This is a genomic window from Atopostipes suicloacalis DSM 15692, from assembly GCF_900129085.1.
GTDB lineage: Bacteria > Bacillota > Bacilli > Lactobacillales > Carnobacteriaceae_A > Atopostipes > Atopostipes suicloacalis.
The window spans coordinates 12,187-36,229 of the sequence record NZ_FQUF01000018.1; the positions used below are offsets into that span (position 1 = coordinate 12,187).

21 protein-coding genes and 2 pseudogenes are annotated in these 24,043 nt (G+C 31.3%); all 23 read right to left on the reverse strand.

The genetic code is table 11. The annotated features are described in order from the left end of the window. Window positions 1-16: 16 nt before the first annotated feature. The 23 genes and pseudogenes from BUB96_RS06480 to BUB96_RS06585 all read right to left on the reverse strand — a co-directional run bounded on the left by BUB96_RS06480 (window position 17) and on the right by BUB96_RS06585 (window position 24,034). Window positions 17-1,054, reverse strand: a complete 1,038-nt coding sequence (locus tag BUB96_RS06480; protein WP_073298001.1) for a PTS fructose transporter subunit IIC — start codon at window positions 1,052-1,054, stop codon at window positions 17-19. After that, a complete protein-coding gene (locus BUB96_RS06485) occupies window positions 1,047-1,376 on the reverse strand; it encodes a PTS fructose transporter subunit IIB (protein ID WP_073298003.1) in 330 nt (109 codons plus the stop codon). The genes BUB96_RS06480 and BUB96_RS06485 overlap by 8 nt, the downstream gene beginning before the upstream one ends. Before the next feature lie 11 nt (window positions 1,377-1,387). Further along, window positions 1,388-1,843, reverse strand: a complete 456-nt coding sequence (locus tag BUB96_RS06490) for a PTS sugar transporter subunit IIA (protein WP_073298005.1) — start codon at window positions 1,841-1,843, stop codon at window positions 1,388-1,390. Then, a complete protein-coding gene (locus BUB96_RS06495; protein ID WP_073298008.1) occupies window positions 1,840-3,765 on the reverse strand; it encodes a BglG family transcription antiterminator in 1,926 nt (641 codons plus the stop codon). Before BUB96_RS06495 ends, BUB96_RS06490 begins: the two co-directional genes overlap by 4 nt. Before the next feature lie 780 nt (window positions 3,766-4,545). After that, window positions 4,546-5,292: a zinc ribbon domain-containing protein gene (locus BUB96_RS06500; protein ID WP_073298010.1), complete on the reverse strand. Its 747-nt coding sequence runs from the start codon at window positions 5,290-5,292 to the stop codon at window positions 4,546-4,548. Then, window positions 5,286-6,152, reverse strand: a complete 867-nt coding sequence (locus BUB96_RS06505) for a zinc ribbon domain-containing protein (protein ID WP_073298012.1) — start codon at window positions 6,150-6,152, stop codon at window positions 5,286-5,288. The genes BUB96_RS06500 and BUB96_RS06505 overlap by 7 nt, the downstream gene beginning before the upstream one ends. Window positions 6,153-6,218: 66 nt before the next feature. Beyond that, a complete protein-coding gene (locus BUB96_RS06510) occupies window positions 6,219-7,979 on the reverse strand; it encodes a zinc ribbon domain-containing protein (RefSeq protein WP_073298014.1) in 1,761 nt (586 codons plus the stop codon). A gap of 58 nt (window positions 7,980-8,037) precedes the next feature. Further along, window positions 8,038-8,688: a zinc ribbon domain-containing protein gene (locus BUB96_RS06515; RefSeq protein ID WP_073298017.1), complete on the reverse strand. Its 651-nt coding sequence runs from the start codon at window positions 8,686-8,688 to the stop codon at window positions 8,038-8,040. A gap of 456 nt (window positions 8,689-9,144) precedes the next feature. Continuing rightward, window positions 9,145-9,993: an aldo/keto reductase gene (locus BUB96_RS06520; protein WP_073298020.1), complete on the reverse strand. Its 849-nt coding sequence runs from the start codon at window positions 9,991-9,993 to the stop codon at window positions 9,145-9,147. A 334-nt stretch (window positions 9,994-10,327) separates the two neighbouring features. Continuing rightward, entirely contained in the window at window positions 10,328-11,302 is a 975-nt protein-coding gene (locus BUB96_RS06525; RefSeq protein ID WP_234945816.1) for an ISLre2 family transposase, read from the reverse strand. Continuing rightward, on the reverse strand, window positions 11,289-11,459 hold the full coding sequence (locus BUB96_RS10415) for a hypothetical protein (protein ID WP_159431729.1): 171 nt from the start codon (window positions 11,457-11,459) through the stop codon (window positions 11,289-11,291). The genes BUB96_RS06525 and BUB96_RS10415 overlap by 14 nt, the downstream gene beginning before the upstream one ends. 305 nt (window positions 11,460-11,764) lie before the next feature. Next, window positions 11,765-12,163, reverse strand: a complete 399-nt coding sequence (locus BUB96_RS06535) for a hypothetical protein (protein ID WP_073298027.1) — start codon at window positions 12,161-12,163, stop codon at window positions 11,765-11,767. A 647-nt stretch (window positions 12,164-12,810) separates the two neighbouring features. After that, window positions 12,811-13,011 (reverse strand): annotated as a pseudogene (locus BUB96_RS06540) (transposase); the annotation flags it as partial. Window positions 13,012-13,149: 138 nt separating this feature from the next. Further along, window positions 13,150-13,437: an ATP-binding protein gene (locus BUB96_RS10635; protein WP_268761854.1), complete on the reverse strand. Its 288-nt coding sequence runs from the start codon at window positions 13,435-13,437 to the stop codon at window positions 13,150-13,152. Window positions 13,438-13,439: 2 nt separating this feature from the next. Continuing rightward, a pseudogene (locus BUB96_RS10640) lies at window positions 13,440-13,859 on the reverse strand (ATP-binding protein). A gap of 233 nt (window positions 13,860-14,092) precedes the next feature. Then, the gene (locus BUB96_RS06550) at window positions 14,093-14,344 is read right to left on the reverse strand and encodes a hypothetical protein (RefSeq protein ID WP_073298029.1); all 252 of its coding nucleotides are present in this window, start codon (window positions 14,342-14,344) and stop codon (window positions 14,093-14,095) included. 72 nt (window positions 14,345-14,416) lie between these two features. Continuing rightward, window positions 14,417-15,691, reverse strand: a complete 1,275-nt coding sequence (locus BUB96_RS06555; protein WP_073298032.1) for an O-antigen ligase family protein — start codon at window positions 15,689-15,691, stop codon at window positions 14,417-14,419. 743 nt (window positions 15,692-16,434) lie between these two features. Next, window positions 16,435-17,640 carry a glycosyltransferase family 4 protein gene (locus BUB96_RS06560; protein WP_073298034.1) on the reverse strand — a complete coding sequence of 402 codons (1,206 nt, stop codon included), beginning with the start codon at window positions 17,638-17,640 and terminating at the stop codon, window positions 16,435-16,437. Between the two features lie 43 nt (window positions 17,641-17,683). After that, window positions 17,684-18,676, reverse strand: a complete 993-nt coding sequence (locus tag BUB96_RS06565) for an NAD-dependent epimerase/dehydratase family protein (RefSeq protein WP_084136956.1) — start codon at window positions 18,674-18,676, stop codon at window positions 17,684-17,686. A gap of 652 nt (window positions 18,677-19,328) precedes the next feature. Further along, a complete protein-coding gene (locus tag BUB96_RS06570) occupies window positions 19,329-20,321 on the reverse strand; it encodes a peptidoglycan bridge formation glycyltransferase FemA/FemB family protein (RefSeq protein ID WP_073298038.1) in 993 nt (330 codons plus the stop codon). An 87-nt stretch (window positions 20,322-20,408) separates the two neighbouring features. Further along, the gene (locus tag BUB96_RS06575; protein ID WP_073298041.1) at window positions 20,409-21,041 is read right to left on the reverse strand and encodes a sugar transferase; all 633 of its coding nucleotides are present in this window, start codon (window positions 21,039-21,041) and stop codon (window positions 20,409-20,411) included. A gap of 4 nt (window positions 21,042-21,045) precedes the next feature. Beyond that, window positions 21,046-22,155 (reverse strand): DegT/DnrJ/EryC1/StrS family aminotransferase, encoded by a 1,110-nt coding sequence (locus BUB96_RS06580; protein ID WP_073298043.1) that lies wholly within the window; start codon window positions 22,153-22,155, stop codon window positions 21,046-21,048. A gap of 31 nt (window positions 22,156-22,186) precedes the next feature. Next, a complete protein-coding gene (locus BUB96_RS06585; RefSeq protein ID WP_073298046.1) occupies window positions 22,187-24,034 on the reverse strand; it encodes a polysaccharide biosynthesis protein in 1,848 nt (615 codons plus the stop codon). Between the last annotated feature and the right edge of the window lie 9 nt (window positions 24,035-24,043).

Sequence of the window (24,043 nt, forward strand, 5' to 3'; positions counted from 1 at the left end):
ATTAAATTCCTCCAATTTATTGTGTTTCTTTAACAGTCTTTTTGTTTTTTGATTTCAAGAAATTAACCATTAATGCAGTTACTAAACCACCGATTAAGACCGAAATAATATATCCTATAATATTTGTAGTAAATGGAATAGCCATAAATGTAGACAACATTGTAGCATGTGTTGATCCAAAGAACCCGTTTACACCAGCACCTACCGCTGTACCTACAACAATACTTGGAATAACTCTACCTGGATCTGCAACTGCAAATGGAATTGTTCCTTCAGTTATTCCTACTAGTCCCATAATCAATGCTGACTTGCCATTTTCTTGTTCTGCTTCAGAATATAATTTTTTGTTTAATATAGTTGCTAACCACATTCCGAAATTTGGCAATCCAATACCTATCAACATAGCTGTACTTGCAATATAACTGCCTTCAGCAAAAGCAGCTGTTCCAAATGCATAAGCAATTTTATTGATAGGTCCACCCATATCTAATGCCATCATACCTCCGAGAAGTGCAGATAATAGAACTGCATTTGTGCCTGATAAGCTTTCTAACCATCCTGAAATTCCTATAGTTAAAGCGGTTATCGGAGGTCCTATGATGTACCACATTCCTAACCCAATTACTGTAGTTGCAATGAATGGGATGAGAATAATTGATTTCAAAGATTGAACCTTTGGTGACATAGGCATTTTCTTTAACCACTCAACTAAATAACCTACAGCTAACCCGGTAATCATCCCACCTAAGAACCCTGTACCCATCTCATTTGCAACCAACCCAGTAATAAAACCTGGAGCTAATCCTGGTCGATCGGCTATAGAATATGCTATATACGCTGAAATCATTGGTACAATGAAATTAAGACCCGACTGTCCAATAAAGCGAATTACACCCCAAATTGTTTCAGTTTGATCCCAAACATCTTGACCTCCAAAAATAACTGCAATTGACGTAAGAAGTCCTGATGCCGTTACTAGAGGAATAATATACGACACTCCTCCTTGAAAATGTTTCATTATTTCTTTTCCTATATTTTTATTATTCTTATTCATTTATAGACCCCTCTTCTTTCACCATGTTTTCTGCTTCTTTAATAACTTCTTGCCCCTCTCGCATTGCTTTTTGTGTGGGGACTTCTAGAATAACTTTCCCCTCAAATCTATCACGATTTGTTACATTAGTATCTACAGCAAAAATAACTATATCAGCCTCATCAATTTCTTCCTGAGTCAATCGATTTTCAATACCCATTGCACCCTGTAGTTCAATCTTGATATCATGTCCTGCTGCTTCTGCATATTCATCTAAACTAGATTTAGCCATATAAGTATGTGCTAATCCAGCTATACAAGCACTAACTCCTACAATTTTCATAATCTTTCCTCCTAAATATTATTTATAATTTTAAATAATTCATTTTTTGTTTTAGCATTTTTGAATTTCCTTACAAATTCTTTGTCCATTAATTTACTTGATAAGTTAGCCAACATTCTTAAGTGTTTTTCGCCTTTGTCTACATCCTTTATTGCTAATAAAAATATATATTTCACCTCATCCTCAGTTTTCTCTCCCCACTTAATCTTTTCTTTTAAAACACATAAAGCCACTGTAGATTGAGTAACGCTATTGCTTTTACCATGCGGGATTGCAATTTCATTTCCAATACTTGTTGGAATTTCATTCTCTCTCTCTTTAACTGCTTTTATAAATTCCTTTTTGTTATCGATGTAACCACTGGTATACAATTTGTTTGATAATTCACTGATAACATCCTCTATATTTCTTAAATCTAAATCAAAAATTATATTTTCTTTTTTTATTGTCAGTCCATTGTCTGTCATTTTTTGACCTCTTTCTTTAATATATGAATAAACTCTTCATAGCTATCAACATTTATTAAGCTATGTAAAATAACTTCTGAAGAAATTAAATCGTAAAAAAAACTATATATATTATTTAATTCATCTTTTACACTTTCATTCAACAAAAATAAAAATACGATTGAAACTTTATCTTTTCCCCATTGAATACCATTTTTATTAATATAAACGTATATTATAGGTTCGTCGCTATTCGGTATTTCCGCGTGGGGCATGGCAAAATTCCTTATTGCAGTAGTTGAAAGTTTTTCTCTTTCCATGATCCGTTCATAAACTTCTGAAGTAACAATATCTTTACTCGTCAATTCACCTGCCATATATTTAATAATCTCTGTCTGAGTTAAGTTGTTACTATCTATCTTGAAAAAATTCTTAGATAACAAATTAATGAAACTATTATTTTTTGTAGTTTTAGAAGATAATTTTTTTTCAATTCTCAAAATATCCTTCTCATTTAATAGTGGGCTAACATACACACTGTTTTGAATATTAGCTTCTATTGGAACAGTAGTAATAATCAACTCATTATTTTTTGAAATTTCGCTTAATTTATTTATGCCAATACGATCGATTATATTAACTCTATTTTTAAATACACTCAATATCCTTTGCTCTAAAAGTTTAGCTGTTCCATAACCACTTCCACAAACTAATAATAAATCTGTTTTTGTTATGGTTTTTTCTCTTTCTAGAAATGATTGTATATGCATAGATACATAAGCAATCTCATCTTCATCAAATTTTATATTATATTTTTTTTCTATATGAAAAATAATTCTTTTACTATACTCAAAAGCTTGAATAAAATTTGTTTTGATTTCATCTAGATATGGATTCGCTATACTGATATTATTACTTAATCTATTAACAGCACTTTTTAAATGTAAAGATAATCCATTCATTAATTCTTGATCAGGATTAAGACCACTAAGAGCTTCTTCTAGGATTTCATCTAAATTTTTAAATTTTAAATCATTATCAGTAATTTTTAATTCATCTGCATAATCACTTCTGTTATAGGTGTTTGATTGAATTGAATTAATATGAACATTCATATATTCTTTCTCATATTTAGGTAAATTAACATCAAACTTATCTTCCAGTTCTTTTATAAGTGTCAAAGTATTTAATTCAAGTTCTGAATTATCCTTTGCACCTTCTACTACGAATTCTTTATCAATTCGCTCTAATGAAATAGCTATATGAATTGCTAAGGTATTAAATTCATATTCAGTTAAATATAAATTAGTCATTTTTGAGAATTTTATCAATACATCTGCTACTTGGTTAATAATATCGTAGTTAATAAATTGCTTGATATCATCGGACATTTTTATAGAAATCTCTAATTCCTCTTTAGGATTACTGTATGCAACAAGCTTATTCTTGTAGGTACTAATAATTTTTGCTATTAACTTTCTTTTATTTTCTTCAGTCGCATCTAGCTTAATACCTTTTTTTGAACCCTCTATTTCTAATCCATAATTTTCTAGTAGATTTCTAACTTCTTTTAATATATTTTCAAATGTCGATTTACTAACAAATAAATCATCTGCTAGCTTTTGAATAGTTAGCCATCCTTTAGCATCTAACAATGCAGATAAGGTTTGGATGATTCTTCTATCATTATTTGTATTTTCAATATATTCCATTGAGCTTATAATTTTATCTTTTTCAGTGATTTCTCCTTCTAATGAGATTCCCATTCTTGGATGAATAACTATTTCGAGGTTATAGTCCATCTTTTCGAAAAAATCATTTATTTCATTAATATATTTATTTATTCTGTATCTTGACCAACCAATTAAATCTATAATTTCATTGTATGACATTATATTTTTTTCAGTTATAATTTTTATTAACTTTATATGATTGGGTTTCATTCTCATACCTCCTGAATACACTTACATCATAATTGATATTGCTACTGACAAAAACCTTAATTATTTTTATTCATGTGAAATAAATTAAGTCGATGGACTTTTCAACATTACTTTATATTACTGTTTATGCAGTAAACTTTACAGTTAAGTGATAATCCAATAAAAAAAATCCCCTGAAAATTTTCTGTATAATTAAAATAATAAAATCAAAAAATACAGAAGGATTTCTTAAGGGGTAAATTATTTTACCAATATTAATCACAAAGTAAAAGAGAAACATATAGAACATGAAAAGTGAATCAAAAGCTAATGTTTAGAAAAAAATTTATATTGCCAATAAGAAATAGATACTATTGAATCAAGAAAGAAAGAAGTTCATAGAATACTGAATTTCCTAAAAAAATTAGTGTTGAAGATTTTTCTTAATCGTTCAAAATAATTATTGTAGACAATAGGGATGAATTTCTCGATTTAGAACTCTTAACATAATTCATTGAAGAAACCGAAGAAACTCGTACAAATTTCTGTTTTGTTATCCTTATGCTTCTTTTGAAAGATGTAGTAAAGAGCATATAGACACATTGATTCGTAAGTTTATTTCAATAGGATATTAAATTAGTGCGTATTAAATAATTACATATACGAAATTGGTACTGAATAAATTACTGACAAAAATTACTTAAAAACAAAAAAGCACTACCCCTGTTTTAACAAGGCTAGTGCTCCTTCATTTATGATGACACATTGTTATATTATAATTTGTTCAAACTCAATTTTCTCTTAAATGCTATTCCCAAAGATACTGAAAACGATACTTACTACAACAATGAGAGCTACATAAGAAATTAACACTTGGTAATAACGGTCCAATTTTTTGTTGCTTTGTGGTTGAGTATTGAAGATATACAAATTAAATATATTCAACTGATTAATTAAAGTAACAGTAAAAATTAAAACACCTAGAAAGGAATCAAGCCCTATAATTCTTAGTGCCAAGCTTAAAATAACTTGAGTATTCATTAGTCCACCATATTTGCTTAAGACTTCTAAGTAGGTATCTTTGCCTGATAGAAAATATTTGTTTAACATAAATAACAAACTTACAATAGCTAATTGAAGAATCACATTAACAAAAAAGGCTAGCCAAAAATCTTGATCCACTGGGAACGGGTAAAATAATGAAAATAAAATTAGACTGATTGTTCCAAACACCCATGAATGAGTTTCAAACTCAAAAACGGATGAAGGTTTCATTAAGGTTTCTTTCAAAAAATCTAAGTAGCTAAAGAAATAATGCTCAATACGATCTAAATCAATACTGGATGCAGCCGTCGTTTCATCCGTTGAAATGTTTTCTACGACTTCTTCACCTTGGTCGATCTCCTTTACACGATCAATCTCTGTTTCTTCAACCATCACCACATTTTCTGGGTCAACCTTTGTTCCACAATTTTTACAAAACTTTGCGGTACTGCGAAGCTTGTTACCACATTCATTACATATCATCATTTGCTTTTCTTCTACCATCCGTAGCCACCTCCATAATTACTGATTTGATCAATTAATGTAATCACCGGTTCGATCTGTATGTAAACTAAAAGGAAAAGCAGTAAAAGAACAAAAAGATTACTAATCAATAAAACATACAACTTATCTAAACCCTCTACACTTGCGCGACTATACAAATAAAAATTATAAGACATAAAACAAAGTAGAAAAGATAAAGCAATCAGAAAGAAAGCTATTCCTATACTTACGGGAGATGCAAATAGAAAAGCTAATATAATAGCTACAAATAAAAGAAGAATATTTGGTGTAAACAAGCCTCCAATTTCTGTAACCAATTGATTAAAAGGTCGTTTTGATTTAGCAGTTATTTTTAAAAGAACAAATACAGAAACGATAAACGTAAGATAAACCACTAAACTTGCTAAAAACATCCTAGAAACCAATTCATTTCTTATGGCATTTGGGATATTAAGTTCCACACCAAAGTAAGAAGTAATTCCCATTTCATTAAATCCGAGACGGATCGTGCTTTTTACCGCTGCATAAACACTCAAAGCTGTCATAGCAGCAAACACCACTAATTGAATCCACCCATGCGAAGTTGAGTTCGAGCCAATGGAGCTCATTGGACGTTTAAGAGTTTCTACAAAGTAATTAAAATAAGGGCTTCTTTGTACCGTTTCTTTGGCATTCGAAAAGGTATGGGTTAATTTTTCTGCAACTTCTTCACCCGTTACCGGTTCATTCTTTATATTTTCATCTACAGGATCCACTGATTGAGTATCTGAGACATTCACACTTCCAACTTTTGTCCCACACTTGGGACAAAAAGCGGCATTTTCTAGCAATTCACTTCCACAAGACGTACAATAATTCATTTCATCTCTCCTACTATTCAATTTAATCTATTTCGTGTTTTGAATAAAGCATCGGACCTTGTTCATCTAATCGATGGATAAACTGGTGATTAAATAATCTCCATCGACTTTTTTCAATTGGTAAACAGCTGTATATTCCATTTCCTTTTCAGAACCTTCATTGACAATCGTAAAGGCTTCAGAGGTTTTAACTTGAGCAGATCCATCCTCTAGAGTCGTTTCTAAAATTTCTACATGATCTAAAGTTTCTGTTATCCCGCGTTCATACGTGTTTGTTACAAATGCTGACTGCTCATCGTAAAAAGCACTAGAGGAATCAATATACTTAGAGATGGATGAAAAATTATTATTATTAACAGCATCCGGTAAATTCTCAACAAAACTTTTCACCGCACGGGAAGCTTGTACTTCTCCATCTTCGCTATCGTCTTCAGAAGCTGAACTCTCTCCACCTTCTTCATACAGCAACTCTTCATTGTAAATTTCATAAATGTAGCTATCATACTCTCGATCTGGATGATCTGTTGGTTTGAACCTCACAGCAGCTTCTATGGAATAATGATTCAGCTCATCTTCTTTATCCGAACCGTACGTGAAACTTTTTCTTTGAGTTAACTCATACGTCACATCAAATTTTTCTGCTCCAGTTCGCTTTATTTCATCAATCGTTGTTTCATAACTGACATAACTAAGATCCTCGTTGTTACGATCAGCCTCTATCGCAGACAAATAAGTAGATCTCTGATCGTCATACGCTGGACCTTCTGGATCAAAATAATTATTGAATGCTTTTTCATTCTCTTGCGAATCGTAACTGGTCAACGAATAAGCAGCATTATACAACCCATTGATTAATTCTCCAGCCTCATATTCCGTCACTAAATCTAAATCATAAAATTCATAATAAGACGTCTCTTCCGTCAATTCTACCGGATCATAAATAATATCCTCATCGTCAAAAGTTTGACCCACATGTAGCTTCATATCGTCTTGAATTTGTATCGGACCAAACTCGCCATATCCATCCTCTAACTGCCCAATCTTTTCTCCATCAATATAAACATTCCCTGATTCTAAGTTACTTTGAACCGAAAAATAACTTCCTGTCAAAGTTAAATCTACTTCATTATAAGAATCACTCAACCAAGTCACTTCTTCAGTCACAGTTAGCGGCAATCCATTCACCGTTCCTTCAGCCGTAAACGTAAGAACCCCAGGTGCATAGGGTCCGACTTCACGAGTATAATTCTCACTATCCGAAGTAAATAACTCTTCATCACCTAAACGAATCGAAACATCCTTGCTCTCCGTGTACACTTCGCCGTAGACCGGCACCATCACTAAATCATAACCATCAAAAAAGAATAAACGGTTTCCATTTTTTTGAATATAGAACGCACCATGTGTTCCTCTGTCTTCCAATTCATTAATCAAATCACTCAAGTAAGTCGGATTTTGATCCAAATATTCCGCAAAACCTTCTAAATTTTTCGCATTCACCTCAAAATTCGAATCATTGGTCGTCACAACTTTAGCAATTTTTTCAGGATCTTTAGAAGCTAATGCTTCGGTAATACGACCCGTTTGGTTTTCCATACTATATACTCTAGATCCCACTTGGTAGCCAGCAAATAAAAATATAATAATAGCCAGAATACTAATTCCAATGAGACGTTGTTTTTTTGTTAAAGGTTTGCGTTCTGTAGGCTGTTCGTTCGTTGGGCTTTTATTTTCTTTCTTTTCTCCCTGTTCTACTTTCGCGCCACATTCTTCACAAAACTTACTATCTTTCGGTAATTTTGCTCCACAACTTTCACAATAATTCATTTACGCTCCTCCATATATATCACTCAATTTTTATAATACAACACTCTAAACAAATAAATTACTGCTTAATTAATAACTCATCATCCAGATAAAGGTTTCCATTAAATTCGTTAAGTTCAAATTCATCTGGTGAAAATAGATCTAGTGCATATATTTCTTCACTAGTCAGACTCCCCGACAAAATTCCCATACCATTTTCGTAATCTACCGTTAATCCATATTGTTCAAAGTCTTCTCCTGTAGATTCTACGACATAATCGAATTCCGTCGCATCAATGGGGGCTGCATATCTAATCTCTAAATCTTTTTCCGTATCTAATCTATACGTATCACTGCCAAAAGGTTCAATATAAAAAATAAGTTCGATCGATTCTTCAAAATCGCCAGCAGTTAGTTTTGTCTTCCCATTTCTAGAAATTTCAAGCAGCCCCTTCTCTTCTGAAGAAAGATTACTTGGTACATATGTACCAGCTACAGAGACTGACATTTTATTCATAAAAAAATAAACAACCACTAGTAAAAGAAGAATAACTCCACCAATAAACCCTAGTTGTTTATGTTTTCTATTCTGATCTTTTGTTTCTGCTGCATATTCAGCATTCCCAGAAACTTCTCTCGCCTCGAAATTAAACCCACACTTTTGACAAAAGTTATCTTCTGTCATCAATTGTTCTCCACAGTTGGGACAAAACTTATAATCTTTGTTCATTCATACCCTCCTTAAATTTTTATAATGATTTTCATTTCCCTCCAAAAATACTAGACGAATAAAAAATCCCTTCACTAAAACTACACGAAAAAAGATCAAGTTCTTAAACTCAACCTTTCATCTGTATGTGAATTTATGAACAACAATTTGCAAAACACTCTTTCATACATTTTAATTATGTATGTATTTGTGTATATTAATGTTCTTTTTGTTATTATACTTGTATAAGTTGGTAAACTCAACAAGTATTTCGATTGTAGGGGCTTTTATGAATATACTATGATAATTTTAATACTATAGGGAGAAAATCGTTGAGAAAATATTAGAATTTTTCAGCTTGTGAGTGTAATCTTCACAAGCAAAAAAACGAAATAGCTTTATGAAACGCCCTCTGTTTAGTAAACAGACCACTTCATAGTACTACTTCGTTTTTTAATTTATTCATTTTTATTTTTTCTAAAAATCCTTCTCATCTGGATTATCCATTCGTCCAGCTTTTCCTTCAAATTGGTTAATCTTCTTCATATCTTCATCCGATAACTCAAAATCGAAAATATCCACATTTTCTTTTACTCGTTCAAAAGTAGATGTCTTAGGTAGCGGTAAGAAATCATGTTGCAGACTCCAACGCAAAACAATTTGTGCAGGAGTTTTACCATATTTTTCAGCAATTTCATTTAATTCTTCAATCTCAAATATCTTCCCTGTACCAAGTGGACTATAAGCTTCTGATAAAATACCATGTTCCATATTCGCTGCAACAGTTTCAGGTTGCATCTCACTTGGATTCAGTAAAATTTGGTTAACAGTAGGAATAACTTTTGCCGTCTCAAGCAAAGCATCCAAATGTCTAGCCATAAAGTTCGATACACCCAGACTCTTTATTTTTCCTTCCGCTTGAGCTTCTTCCATTGCACGCCAAGTTTCTGCATTAGCTTCTTGCCAATGGTCTCGGAATTTAAGAGGATTCGGCCAATGAACAAGATATAAATCAATATAATCCAATCCCAAACGTTCAAGCGAATCATCGATGGCCTTCTTAGCTAAATCATAACTATGCGCATCATTTCCGAGTTTCGTCGTGACAAAAAGATCTTCACGAGCAATTCCACTAGTCTTAATCCCTTTACCTACACTCTCTTCATTTTTATAGGCAGCAGCCGTATCAATATGACGGTAGCCATTTTTAATCGCATACTCTACAATTTCTGCTGTATGGTCATCATTTGGCATCTGCCAAGTTCCAAAACCAATCACTGGAATTTCATTGCCATCATTTAGTTTATAAAAATCATCTAAACCCATAAAATCAGACCTTTCCTTCTTGTAAGTAAATTAACTTTAGCATAAGAATAATTTAATGTCTAACATTGATTGTTTTTTGTATGTGTCAATATTTCCTCGGAAACTTATTTTAAAAAAATAAAACCTTATTCAATTCGAATGCTTTTTTCTTCCCCCTGTATTCATTCGCTCAGAGAGCGAATGAATACAGGGGGAAGACTCATCATCTAAACATACTTGCTAATCGTCCCATAGGACTTGAAGTGGAGCCATAGTTGGCGATTCTTCCTGACACTGCCCCTTGCGACGGCTGAACTTTACCTTTTTTCAAGGCGTTACGTACAGCAGATTTGAATTAATCAGTTACTTCCTCTTGAAACGCCGGTAGTTCAGTTGTCAGGATACTCAAAAAAGACCCATTTCGACGGGCAGAGATGACAGCTGCCAAATTTCCGACACCTTTTTTAGTGAACCCACGCCCTTGGTGCTTCATACGATAACTAAAGGGACGATGATTACTTTCGCAAACCCCTAAGCCTTTTTGAACAGGTAAATCCTTCATCATTAGCGGTTTTAGACTACTCCAATTGCGTTGAATATACTTCTCAAGTTTATAAACATTTTCAATATAATCTGCTTCTTTTTCATTGTCGTCTATTCTTGATAAAGTCGTATGTAAAATGACGTTAACTTGATCTTGATCGTACAAACGAACCGCCCGAATCATTAAATTCGCCATCTTCTTATCAAAACTGAGTCGCTCTTTAATCTTTCTGTTCACGTGGTAAACGTCTCGAAAGTGTTCATGTCGTTGTGTTTGACCGATAATTGCATCAAACTTATCCCTTTCGTAACCACTCCCGTCATCACTATTTGAAATAACGATTGTGTTTCTCAAATCATATTCTTTCTCTAGCCATTTTCCCGCACGTTCAAAAGCCTTTCGGCTGGATTCGGTACTTTCAAAAAGTAAGGAGTTCTTTAATTCCGGTCGCTTTCGATTCACAACGACCCCTTCATGGATCTGTACACGATGCAACTCAGGGCGTTTTTCTTTCGAACCTTTAAGTAATAAACCATCACCTTCAATAAATAATACCGGAATTTTTTTCTTGTCCTTGATCGGTGTTTCATCGTGAAGCGGTGCTTCGTCTGTGTAGTTTTGAATAGTTTCTCCCAGCCTTTGAGTCATCGAATGGATCGCTCCATGACTGATAGACAGTGGAGTTAATAATTCAATCGCATCCGAAGCCTTTCGATAAACAGAGTCCGATGCCAAACTTACGGCTTCCATTTCCATCAACGGTGAATATCGTTTATGTTTTTCCAAACCGATGACTATATCCAAAGGGACAATACTTTTTCTCGCCTTTTTTGCGCATTCGTCGTCTTTTTAAGACCACTGGTCCGAAGCTAAATTGAACGGTTCGCTTTTCAATTCGATCAATTTCAAAGCCTTTTTCTTTATATTCCAGGATTAATTCCAAGTCGATACGCTCGAGTGCTTTAGAAAACAATTGGCTTAAAACTTACGTAAAATATGTTTCTACAGCCATTTCAATATCCATAAGGAACGGGGATTGTTATTTATAATTTCTACAATTTCTGATATAATATTATCCATAAGAAGACCTCTTTCTAATTTTGTGGTGATTTTAGAATAAAGGTCTTCTTTCTATTTGTCTACTATTCTTTATTTGTCTTTCCGAGAAACATTATACACATAGATATTAATTTTTGTACTCAATAAAAATAAGGTCCCTAAGAAATATTAATCGCTTTTATCCTAGCTTTATATCTTTATTCTTTCTAACGTCTCCCACTTTATATCCTCAGTAGTTTTTGCAAATCCTCTAAATTTTTCATAAAATGAATCTGAGAGAGTAGTATATGGTGAGTACATTTCTCTAGGTTTTTCTTGATACTCCCAATTAATTTCAGGATCTTTAATTTTGAAAATAATATAGTCATTCTTAATATGTTTATTATTATATGGATTGGAATTTTTCCCTTTAAAAACTACATTAAGTGCTTCCTCTAATATTTGATTGTTAACATCCTCCATGAAATAAAACGCTGAAACTTTATCTCTATCATAATTTCCACCTGAAGTTCCGAGTTTATCTCTTGAAACTAAGCCTTTTTTTTTAATTGAATTTAAATTATTTTTATGCATTATATGTATATACATATAATACACCTCCAATAGTTATATTATTTCAAAATAGTAAAAAAACTTAACAGCAAAGGTTATTTACAATTTGGAATGATCTACTAGGCATAGGAACAAACTTTTTGGGACCTATTTATGATGGGTAAATACAAAGAATACCTTTAGTTCATCTTCGACTATCGAGATTTCACCAGTTGAGTTATAATTCGTTTTTATAAGAAGCAGAAGAGTAGTAAAAATAAATAATACTAATTTCTTTCGATAATTCGGTTTAATTAGCAAATTCACGCTCATTAACTGAAGCGATATTTTTAAATATTCCTTTTTAATATCTGGCAGCTATTGGATAGAATGTTTAAAAATTTTATCAACTTCATTCGCTCTTTGATTCACAATATTAAAAATTACAAATTTGTTTTACACTCTATGAGTATTAATAGAACAGGCTGATTCGCTCCCTATTTTCCTCCATCGTATCAATTTCATTATGGCTCCTCTCATTATAATTAAATAGACTCTGGAAGATTTTCAATGTAGTCGCATTTTTTCAGTACTTCGTTTCTTTCCTTTAGTTCCATGAGGGTTACATACTCCTTTTCGATTAAATGAATGTTTTTCATGCGCATAATCCACTATCAATCTAATTTATAAAAAGATGTTTGCAAGAAACGAGAGTTAAAGCAAATTTTTCGTTGGCTTTTCCGGTATTCCAATCGCTCGTAGTCATCGGCTTGGATATATTCAGTTCGTTGGTTTTCCATTAATTGGTTGAATACAGTCGTCAAAATGTTTTTAGAAACCTCATCTTTTATCAAATGTTCAATAATGTTTTGGACCTCTTCGTTATTCAGTGTAAAATGTACTTGGTATTAACATCAAGTAGAAATCGACAGTTTTTGCCAATTAGTTTCCTGCAAATTCTGCCAGATAAGATTCGACACTTTTTATCTAGTCAAAAACTCTTTACCTCAAAAACTCTTTACCAATGTTTCATTGGGTAACTCTCATCGTCCATTTTTATCAGTTTTACACGGTGGAGAAGTCAATCCAATATTGCAAGTTGCGACACCTTCATCCCCTAACAGCTCCCCCCATTCATCCGGGCTCTTATTCGAAGTTAGTATGATAGAGCTGCGTTCATATAAATGATCGACTAACTGGAAGAATAGATTGGCTTCCATCGGATCCATTGCAATGTACATCAAATTATCAATAATAACTAAATCAGATTTTTTAATCCAGTTTAATACAATCTGTGGTTTTCGTGTATAGTCGCTCGTTTTCAGTATCATTGTCAGTTCTCCCATCGGGAGAACATGACTTGATAGCCTTGTTCATTTGCTTCTAACCCTACGCCTACTGCTAAATGCGTTTTGCCAACACCGAACGGATCGAGTAGAATCAGGTTATATTACTGCTCTAATCAATTCATTTCTTTTAACTGGCGCATTTTCCTCTCAGTGATACTCGTTTGCTCATTGAGATTATAGTCTTCAAGTGTCTTTTGATAAGGAAATTTCGCCCATTTTAAACAACGAGCTTTATTTTTCTCCTCTCGTTTGGTCAATTCATATTTTAGTAAATGATTTAATAGTTCATAATAAGTCCAAGATCTCTGTTCAGCTTCAGGCATTAGGACGGGAAGTTCAGTAGAAACTTCCGATAACCGTAGTTGCTTAAAGGCATGTTGTAATTCTTCAAGGCCATTACTCATTCACTTCAACACCCAAAATATTCGCATATTCACTAAATGAACGAGTAGAAACTTCAATCCCAGTAAGAGCTGTAAAGGGGCTAACAATTCCCTTAAGAATTTCTACTAGCTTATACTGAGTGAAATAAGCGACGACATCTCTAAAATCACTGGCGCTCCAGAGTTCATTTTTAATGCAATATTCAAGTGTTGCGTCACGTTCTGCTGGATATAGTCAAAGCTTTTTTGGAACACTATAAACTGATCTCGAACGTACACTTATACTTTTCGACGATTTTATCAATAAAGAGAATCACTTTTTCTTCTGATTCGAATAAGTCAATCATTGTTGTGCGATATTTTTGTAAAGTTTTTTCACGATTACAACCATGATTATAACTTTTTACCAGCTTACCTTCTTCTAAAAAAATAGTATGTCTTGCAACTTTATCATCAGTGAGCTTATGTAAAATAATTAATTCTTTCTCCTTTTCATTGAGATACACTTGATTGGAACCAACCTTAAATATAGATACCAGAATAAGCACTAAAAATATCGTATAAAATTTTACACAAGTCTATAGATTTGACGAATTATCATCACTATTTTTATTAACTATAGCTTTCATTCTCAAATTATTTGAATAAAGTAACGGGATAGTTAATAAGAAAATAGTAAATAATGTCCCTACATAGCCCATGGTAAAAAAAGAAGCACTTTCAACAACTCCATAGATTGCAAATACAATATAACTAGCAAAATATATCATCCCATTATTTTTATCATATTTAAAAATAAAAATAACATTTTTAAACGCATAATAAAAAATAAGAAGATGCATAAACAAATCTATTGCTCCTCCTCCAACTAATGTTTCGATGTAAAAACTATGAAATTCAGTTAAATTATACCCTAAGCTTTGTATATAATTACTGCTAGCAAAATATCCTGTTCCAAATATCCAATTAGTATTACCTAAAATAGATAATCCAGTACTCCATAAAAAAGTTCTCCCACTAGTTCCTACATCTTTTCTTATCAGCATTATGCTAATAAAATTTCTAATTTCTTGATTAGAGACAACAATTACAACAAATATTATGATTAATAATAGGAATGTAATACGATTTGATTTTTTCTTCCTGAAATAAAAAAAATAAATAATAATAAAATATAGTATTGTCAATCCTATTACAGTTCTAGAAAGTGTTAAGAATATATTTATTAAAAGCATTATGTATATAAAGAATGAAAATTTTGTCTGTTTCTCTATCCATAAAAAGGTATTAGCAATGATAGAAAAAAGTAAGAATTGAGCATAAGCATTTCTATTAAAATAAAAGGAACTGAAGACAAGTGAGTATGGATTATTAACGGCAAACAAACTTGGTAATGCAGAAAAATTAATGATTATATTATACATGGATGCAACTAATGATAGGATAACAAAATACTTCATGAACTTATTGAATGATTCTTTTGATATATTTAATTTAGAAGGAATAAATATGTAAATAAATACACTCAGAAATCTCACTAGTATATTAATAACATCTAGAATATCTATACTAAATATTCTAGATGAAATTAGTAGAGTTATAATTTGGCTAGAGGAAAAAGCAATTGCAAAAATAAATAATCGCAAATCTCCAATTCGTCTGGTCTTAATGAAAAAATAAGAAAAAATAAGTAATATTTGTAACAAAAACATTATGCCCACAATTAACTGATATATTAAACTTGTAGTAACAATTTGGGTTAGAGATGACGATAATATAATAGGAAATAAACTCATTAATATACAAAAAAACAAAATAGTACTAAACTTATCATGGCTTCTAATTTCATTCAAAACGATAATATATCTCCCTCTCTATTATATTAGTAACTATATTTTCATGGATATATTGCTACAATACAAGAGTATACTTGAAGTAATTATTTAATAATACAAAATTTTGCACATACTTTTTAATCAATCTAAAGAGTGATTAAGACATTTTATCACCTAATATGTTTGTTCAATTCCTAAAACAGACATATTATTCTTTACTTGTATTTTTATTCTCCCAAGTTTTAAAAAGCAAATTTTCCTTTATTAAAAAGTTACAACCAAAAACAAAAAAAGTTCTTATATGATAAAACAATTAGTCCCTGTTTTTGGTGGGAGTTTTCATGTAGGCTGGTTAGTGTTATCGCATATAAATGTCTCTATTTTTAAAAACTTGTTTTTAACTACAATTGAAAATTAGTTATTAAATATCCTTAAATTTCAATTATTCTGGTTAATAAGAATATTAGTTATACTGCACGATAACATTATTTTTCGATTTTTCAGATCTTTGTTTATCAGCCTGATTTTTATAATACCTTCAGGACATCAATAAAATAAAGTTTTTTCAACAAATTTTTTAGGATAACCATACAAAGAAATGTTATGACAAAAAATTATAATATACAATTAAAAATTATTAAAGAAATCATAAAATTTAAAATAATTTTAAGACAGAATACAAAAATAATATTGTAAAACTCCCCTTGAATTAATAGCATATTTTACTCAGTTATATTATAAAAGCAAATCCTTTTAGTTTTTTAAATAAGAGATTCAATAACATCAATAATATCAGTATAAGTATATCTACGATTGAATCTTTCTAAAGCAAATCTCTTACTGTTTTCTCCCATTTTTAATCGAATTTTATCATCTATTATTAATTTCTGTAATTTATTTGCAAGATCAATTACATCACCATTATTACAATTATATCCAAAATTATATTCCTCAACCAATTTTCGATATTCTAAAGATTCTTGAGTATTTAATACTGGTAATCCTGCCGCAGCATAATCTGCATGTTTATTTATTATGCTACCTGCTGAATTTTTAATTATAGGATTTACTGCAATATCGCTCATAGATAATAATTTAGCCATTTTATTATATGGTAACCTTCCTGTAAAAACTGCATTTATACTTTTATTTTTAGCATGTTTTTTAAATTTATTCTCGAGTGGCCCATTACCCATCACTAATAATTTAACTTCCTTATCTTTTATTACTTTTTTATTAATAATTTCTAGTGCATCAATAACTGTAATTAAATCATAGCTTTTGCCCAATGTCCCCGCGTAAGCTACCCATATTTCGTTAGTTTTTTTATCTGCAAAAATATTACTTTGAGTGTAACTATCAAAATCATCTAAATCAGTGCCTAAATATATTGTTTTAGAAATTGCTTTATTATTTACTTCTAAAGCTCGATTATTATATGTTTCTGAAACTGATATTATTCCATCAGCACTTCTATAAATTTCATTTGCATTTATCGTCATTGGTAATAATAATAATGACGATAGAATATTCTTTCCTAATATCATTTGAAATGCTTCAGGCCATAAATCAAGAATATCTATAATGAATGGAATATTATTTTCCTTTGCATACTTTGCTGCAACTTTACCAACATTTAACGTTGGTATACCACAATAAATTAAATCTGGTTTACTAATTTCACTCAATTTTTTTTCGAGATTTCTAGCCATTATTTTATGACTAATTAATCGAGCTATAGACACATTATTTTTATAACCTTTTTCATTTATTAATGTTGTTTTAAAAGGAAACTTTTCAATATATTGTAGATTTTTCGGTTTTTTTTCCCTATGGGAAAAATCACTAGTGATTAATTCAACATTATAATTTTTTTTAGCTAATAAATTGGCAATGTATATATATCTGTTATTATCCTTATTTTCTAAATCACCTGAATAGTGTGCAATAATAAGTATCTTTTTCATAAAAATAAGCCTTTCTCTAATATAGCTATTTATCTTAATCTAATCAAGTCCATAATTTTTCGAATCTATTTAACTCCATTTCAATTTTGAAATCTGTTAAATAGTCCATATAATTGTACTGCGGTTTATATCCCAACTCTGACTTAGCATTAGATATATCCATAATAAAAGATCTAGTATCTGGCATATCAGGTCTATAAGTAATTTTTGATTTTTGATTTTTTAATGAAAATACTTCAACAATTCCTTTAATTTGATCTTCTAAAGACACTCCAATACCAGTGCCAACATTATAGATACCGCCATCATGTTTTACACTTATTCCTTTTAAAACCATTTGAGCAAAATCCTTAACGTAAACTATATCTTTAACTAAATTAGGATTTCCCCAAATTTCAATTGTTTTTCCTTTAATAGCTTGGTCAATAAGACTTCTATAACCGAGTATTTTTTTTTCTCCGTCTTTATAAAAATATGGATCTGGTCTATAATGATACACAGTAGGTAATCGATAGATAAACCTTTTTAACCCGTGATTATGATAATAACTTTCTATTAAATCAACAGCAGTACACTTAGATATTATATATAGTGAATAATTACCCTTATAACTGAATTTTCGTGGCAAATCCGGTGTTATAATTTTATTAGATTCCCAATGGCCAGAAAGGTCCGCTTCAGTTTGAGTGTATATAATCCGATTTACATGATTTATCCTACAATATTCTAAAATATTTAATGTCCCATTAATATTCACTTCTATATAAGGTTTGGGAGTATATCCTCTCATTGCAGCTGGCATAACTCCCACTAAATTAATCACTGCATAAACATCATTCGTTGGTAAACTAAGAAAATCTTCCTTTTTTGTAACATCAACTTGGTAATACTCAATACCTTGTTCTGAGAAAAAATTTGTTGTTTTACGCCCCACGGCTATTATTTCGTATCTATTTTTATCTAAATTTTCTTTCAAATAATCAACCGTGTAAGCACCTAAGTGCCCAGTAGCTCCAAATACTATTACTTTTTTCAATATATTATGCCTCCAATTTCAAAAGTTCTCGTTCATCAAACTAAAAATAAACTAATCTTGGTACATTCTCAAGAAAAGCCATTAACAAAGCCTTACAGATTATAGATTTTTTAGAAATTTATTCCCTTTGACTGCGACAAAAAGAATAAATTCTTAAATAGTCTTGTTGTAATCCATTTTTTGGGTAAGTTATCTTAATGCAAAAACCCATTTTGAATGTTTTTTTAACATCGCTGAAATGAATAGCTTACATAAATAAAGATAATAACCATACTTTTATGATTTCTATCTATAATTGTATTATTCTCTAAACGCCTAAATTTATTTTTGTAAGAAAAATAAACTCTCTTCCGATTAATAAAGAACCTTTTCTTTCCTGGTTTCCCTCAATTTTCTTTGTGGTTATCGATTTTCCGTTTTTCCTTTCTTAAGTAGTGTAGTTATATCAAATAAAGCACAGTCTTTAAATCATCTATAAAATGTGAGGGTTGATCTACCCAGATTTTTTCCCTTCTCCTAATGTTCACACTCGATGTACAACCATCAGCGACTCGAATATGGATATCCTGAATTTATTTCCTTTTCAAGTTTTAAAATAATAATATTTTTTTAATCTTCATGACTTATATTAATTGTTTATCAATAATTATTTTTACGTGAATAAATTTCTATATGCCGGAAAAAAATCTCCATTAACATCAGCATTGACTTCTTCACAAAGAATATCATATACTTCTCTATTCCAAACTTTAGTTCCTATAGAAAAGTCGAAGAAAGTGTGTTGCCCAAACTTACTTTTAAATTTTAATAATCCGTCATTTTCATCATTAGTAGTTCCGCCACCATGATGTATCAAATGATAGCCATTTTCTTTACCCCAGAGCGTAGTAGCATACTTAATAATATATGCAGGTGATAAATATAAATATTCACTTAATGTGCCAGACAAATGACTATGAATAATGTTGTTAACCACAAAATAAAAACCCATTGCTATGGTTTTTCCTTCGTAAATAGCTTTAACAAGTATAATATTCTCTTTAAAGTATTTTACACACTTATTAAAATAATCTTCATTGAAATAATAATATTCACTTGCATCGTTTCTATCCATAGTTGAATAATAGATTTCTAAAAATTCATGGACAGTTTCAGGTGCTCTGAGTACTTCAAAAGATACACCATTTCTAAGAGCTTTTCTTGTTATTTTTCTAGTAGATTTAGAAAATTCAGTTTGAAATGGATCATCATAATCTGCTAAATTAGTACCAACAGTTTTCCTTAAGTTTTTCACTTCATAAATTTTCATAAAGTCAACTTCATTTTTAAACAGGGGGTGGAATCGAACAAATTCACTAATAATATTATTTTTTTTACAAAATTTTTTAAATTCCACGTAATATTCCTTAACTAATTCTTCCTTTTTTCCTTCTACGTAATTATTGATAATAGGACCACCATAACCGTAAGGTGTAGTAATGTCATAATAATTTGTATGGTCGTCAAGCTTAATGGGTATTAATTTTTTTATAAATAAATTATTGATTGAACCGTATTCACTATTATACTCATAAAATATACTTTCTCCCCCTTCTATATCTTCATACAACTTTCCATAATTTGAGTTAAAATATATATCTTTCATTATTAAATTATTTCTCTCCTTAGTACATACAGTCTAATCCTATTAATAAAACTGACTATATCTACATTTATAATTAACAATTTACATTTAATCTTTAACTTTATTCTCTCCGCGTTCAATATCCAAACTAAGTATTTTCCCTTCACCATAAACTGTAACGTTTTCTTTTTTTAAAACTTTAAATATAGTATGAATTAGAATTTGCAGGTCCAATAACAAAGATAGTTCATTTACATATTGAATATCATAACCCAATCTCATTTCCCATGATATATTATTTCTACCCTTAATTTGAGCTAGACCTGTCAAACCCGGTCTTACTGAATGTCTTATTTTTTCTTCTTCTGTATAATATGGTAAATACTCTGTCTTTAATGGTCTTGGCCCAACAAAACTCATTTCACCTTTTAATATATTCCATAGTTCTGGCAACTCATCTAAACTAGTTGACCGTAATTTTTTTCCAAATGACGTTACTCGTTTAGATGGTGGCAATAATTCACCGTTATCATCTCGCTTTTCAGTCATAGTCCTAAATTTATTTATTTCAAATAAATATTCATCTTTTCCTGGTCGTTTTTGTTTAAAAATTATTGGAGTACCCAATTTAACCCGAATTAATATTGAAGTAATAAGTAAGATTGGTGATAATATAAGTAATGCTGTCAAAGAAAAAACAATATCTAACAACCTTTTAAAATACTTTTCATATAAATTCACTTTATCAGCTCCAAAAGGATTTAATTATTTTAATAACTCGTTCCAAATCTTCGTCTGTCATTTTCGAATCACTTGGTAGACATATTCCTTTTTCAAATAAAGCTTCAGATACTTCTCCACCTATAGAATCATATTTTGAAAATACAGGTTGCAAATGCATTGGTTTCCATATAGGTCGCGATTCGATATTTTCTTCTTCTAAAGCATCAATAATCATATTAGGGGTTATTTTATTTGAATCAATGATAATAGTACTTAACCAAAAGTTTGCGCGCTCTTCATCCATCTCATCAATAAATGAAATTTCTTCTATATCAGCTAGGCCTTTTTTATATGTATCAAATATATGACGTTTCTGTTGTACTCGATTTTCTAATACTTTTAACTGTCCCCTACCAATTCCTGCTACTACATTACTCATACGGTAGTTATAACCTATATCTTCATGCTGATAGTGTCTTTCTGGTTCACGCGCTTGTGTTGCCCAGAATTTAGCTTTGGCTATTCCTTCTTCATTATCGGAAACAAGCATTCCCCCACCAGAGGTTGTAATAATCTTATTTCCATTAAATGAGAAGATTCCATAATCACCAAACGTTCCTGTCCATTGATTTTTATAAATTGTACCGAGACTTTCAGCAGCATCCTCAATTAAAGGGACATTATGTTTTTCACAAATGGCTTTTATTTCATCAATTTTAGCTGATAAACCATACAAATGAACAACTAATACAGCTTTTGGAGTATATTTTTCAAAGGCTTCTTCTAATAATTTTGGATCCATGTTCCAAGTTCCTGGTTCAGAGTCTATAAAAACAGGTTTTGCTCTCTCATAAATAATTGGATTTGCTGTTGCAGAGAAAGTAAGACTTTGGCAGAACACAATATCTCCTTCGCCTACACCAACTGCTTTAAGAGCTAAATGAATCGCTGCAGTTCCTGAAGATAAAGCCGTTGCATGTCCAGCTTTAACCATTTCTGCTAATTCTTCTTCAAATTTATTTACATTTTCTCCAAGTGGTGCAATCCAATTCGTGTCAAATGCTTCTTGTATAAATTGTTGTTCATAGCCTTCATCACTCATATGTGGTGAAGACAAAAATATTCTGCCCATATATTTTCACCCTTCTACAAGACATACTTATCTAATTTACAGTAGCTAAGTTTCCAACTATTTCACTATTCTTTTCATACGTATTATTCGCAAATTTCAATAAGGCTTTTTTCATTTCCTCTGTTGGTAAATCTTTTAATGTATCGATAAAGGCATAGACCTGTTCTAATGGTAAATTATGTACTTTTCCGACAAAGATTTTTTCATAAATTTGTTCGTTTGTATTTTCATCTGATGCTAATAAGACTTCATATAACTTTTCACCAGGGCGAATACCGGACTCAACAATCCCAATTTCTTGTTCTGTATAGCCACTCAACCAAATCATTTGTTTGGCAAGATCAAGTATTTTTACAGGCTCTTCCATGTCTAAAACAAAGATCTCACCACCATCAGCCAACGCACCCGCTTGCATAACTAGGCGACTTGCTTCAGGGATGGTCATAAAGTAACGAGTCATCCGAAAATCTGTAACAGTAACAGGGCCACCTTTTTCAATTTGTTCCTTGAATACTGGGATGACAGAACCACTTGAATTTAGTACATTTCCAAAACGAACAGCGACAAAATTGGTCTTACCTTCTTCGTTTAAACCTGTTACAATCATTTCTGCAACGCGTTTCGTAGCCCCCATAATATTCGGAGGATTTACAGCTTTATCGGTTGAAATCATAACAAAAGATTCAACACCTGCTGCTTTGGAAGCTTCAGCTAAGTTCTTTGTACCGAACACATTGTTTTTTACCGCTTCTCGTGGATTTTTTTCCATCATAGGAACGTGTTTATGGGCAGCTGCATGATAGACAATATCTGGTTTGTGTGTTTCTAAAACTTCAAAAATACGTTCTCTGTCTTGAATATCTGCAATGACAGGTTCTAAATCAAACGTGTGATTCGGTAACTGTCTGAGTTCTCGTTCAATTTTATAGATTGAAAATTCTCCATGCCCCAGTAAGATAATTTTTTCAGGAGAAAAACTAGCTACTTGACGAGAAATTTCTGACCCAATGGAACCTCCCGCACCTGAAACAAGAACCGTTTTTCCAGTGACTTGCTCGCGAATGGATGCCATATCCAACTCGACTTCTTCTCTTCCTAGCAAATCCGTGATTTCAATTTCTTTGAATTCATCGACTTTGGAGGCTCCTGAAAGAATGTCTTCAATATAAGGCATTTGATTGGTTTTTACGTTTGTTTTTCTAGCCTCTGTAACGATTTCTCGCATTTCTTCTCCAGATAAAGAAGGGATAGCGATTGTAATTTGTTCTACATTATACTGATGGACAACTTCTTCTAAATCAGAAATTTGGCCAATGACGGGATAACCATATAAAACGGTCCCTTGTTTGTTTTTATCATCGTCTAAAAAACCTACAACATTAATATCTGGACGATTTCTTAAAGATCGCACAAAAATTGCTCCTGCATCTCCCGCACCTATAAGCAATGTTCGAATGGGTTCGCCATTATCATGAGATGAATTTTCTAATCTTCTTTGATAGTCTACCCATAAACGCCAAATAACTCGACTAGCTGGAATAACGGTAACAGAAATCAAATAAGCAAAGGTTATATAACGAAAGCTCATTGAAGGATCAAATACCGTATAAACTAAAGAACTAAATACAAAGGATAAGGTAATAATCGCGACATGAACAAGTGTATCTTTTATACCTGTAAAGCGATTAATTTTATCAAAAACTTTCCCAAAATAACCGAACACTATATATGTAAAAATAAGTAAGAATAATTGCATAAAAAATGGTCTAGGTTCGATATCAACTAATGGATATAAAAAGAAGTAAGAACTAACATGTGCAACCTGTATAATAAAAGCATCTAATAATATTAAAATCGTTCTTTTTAGATTGCGACTCATTTCCTAATC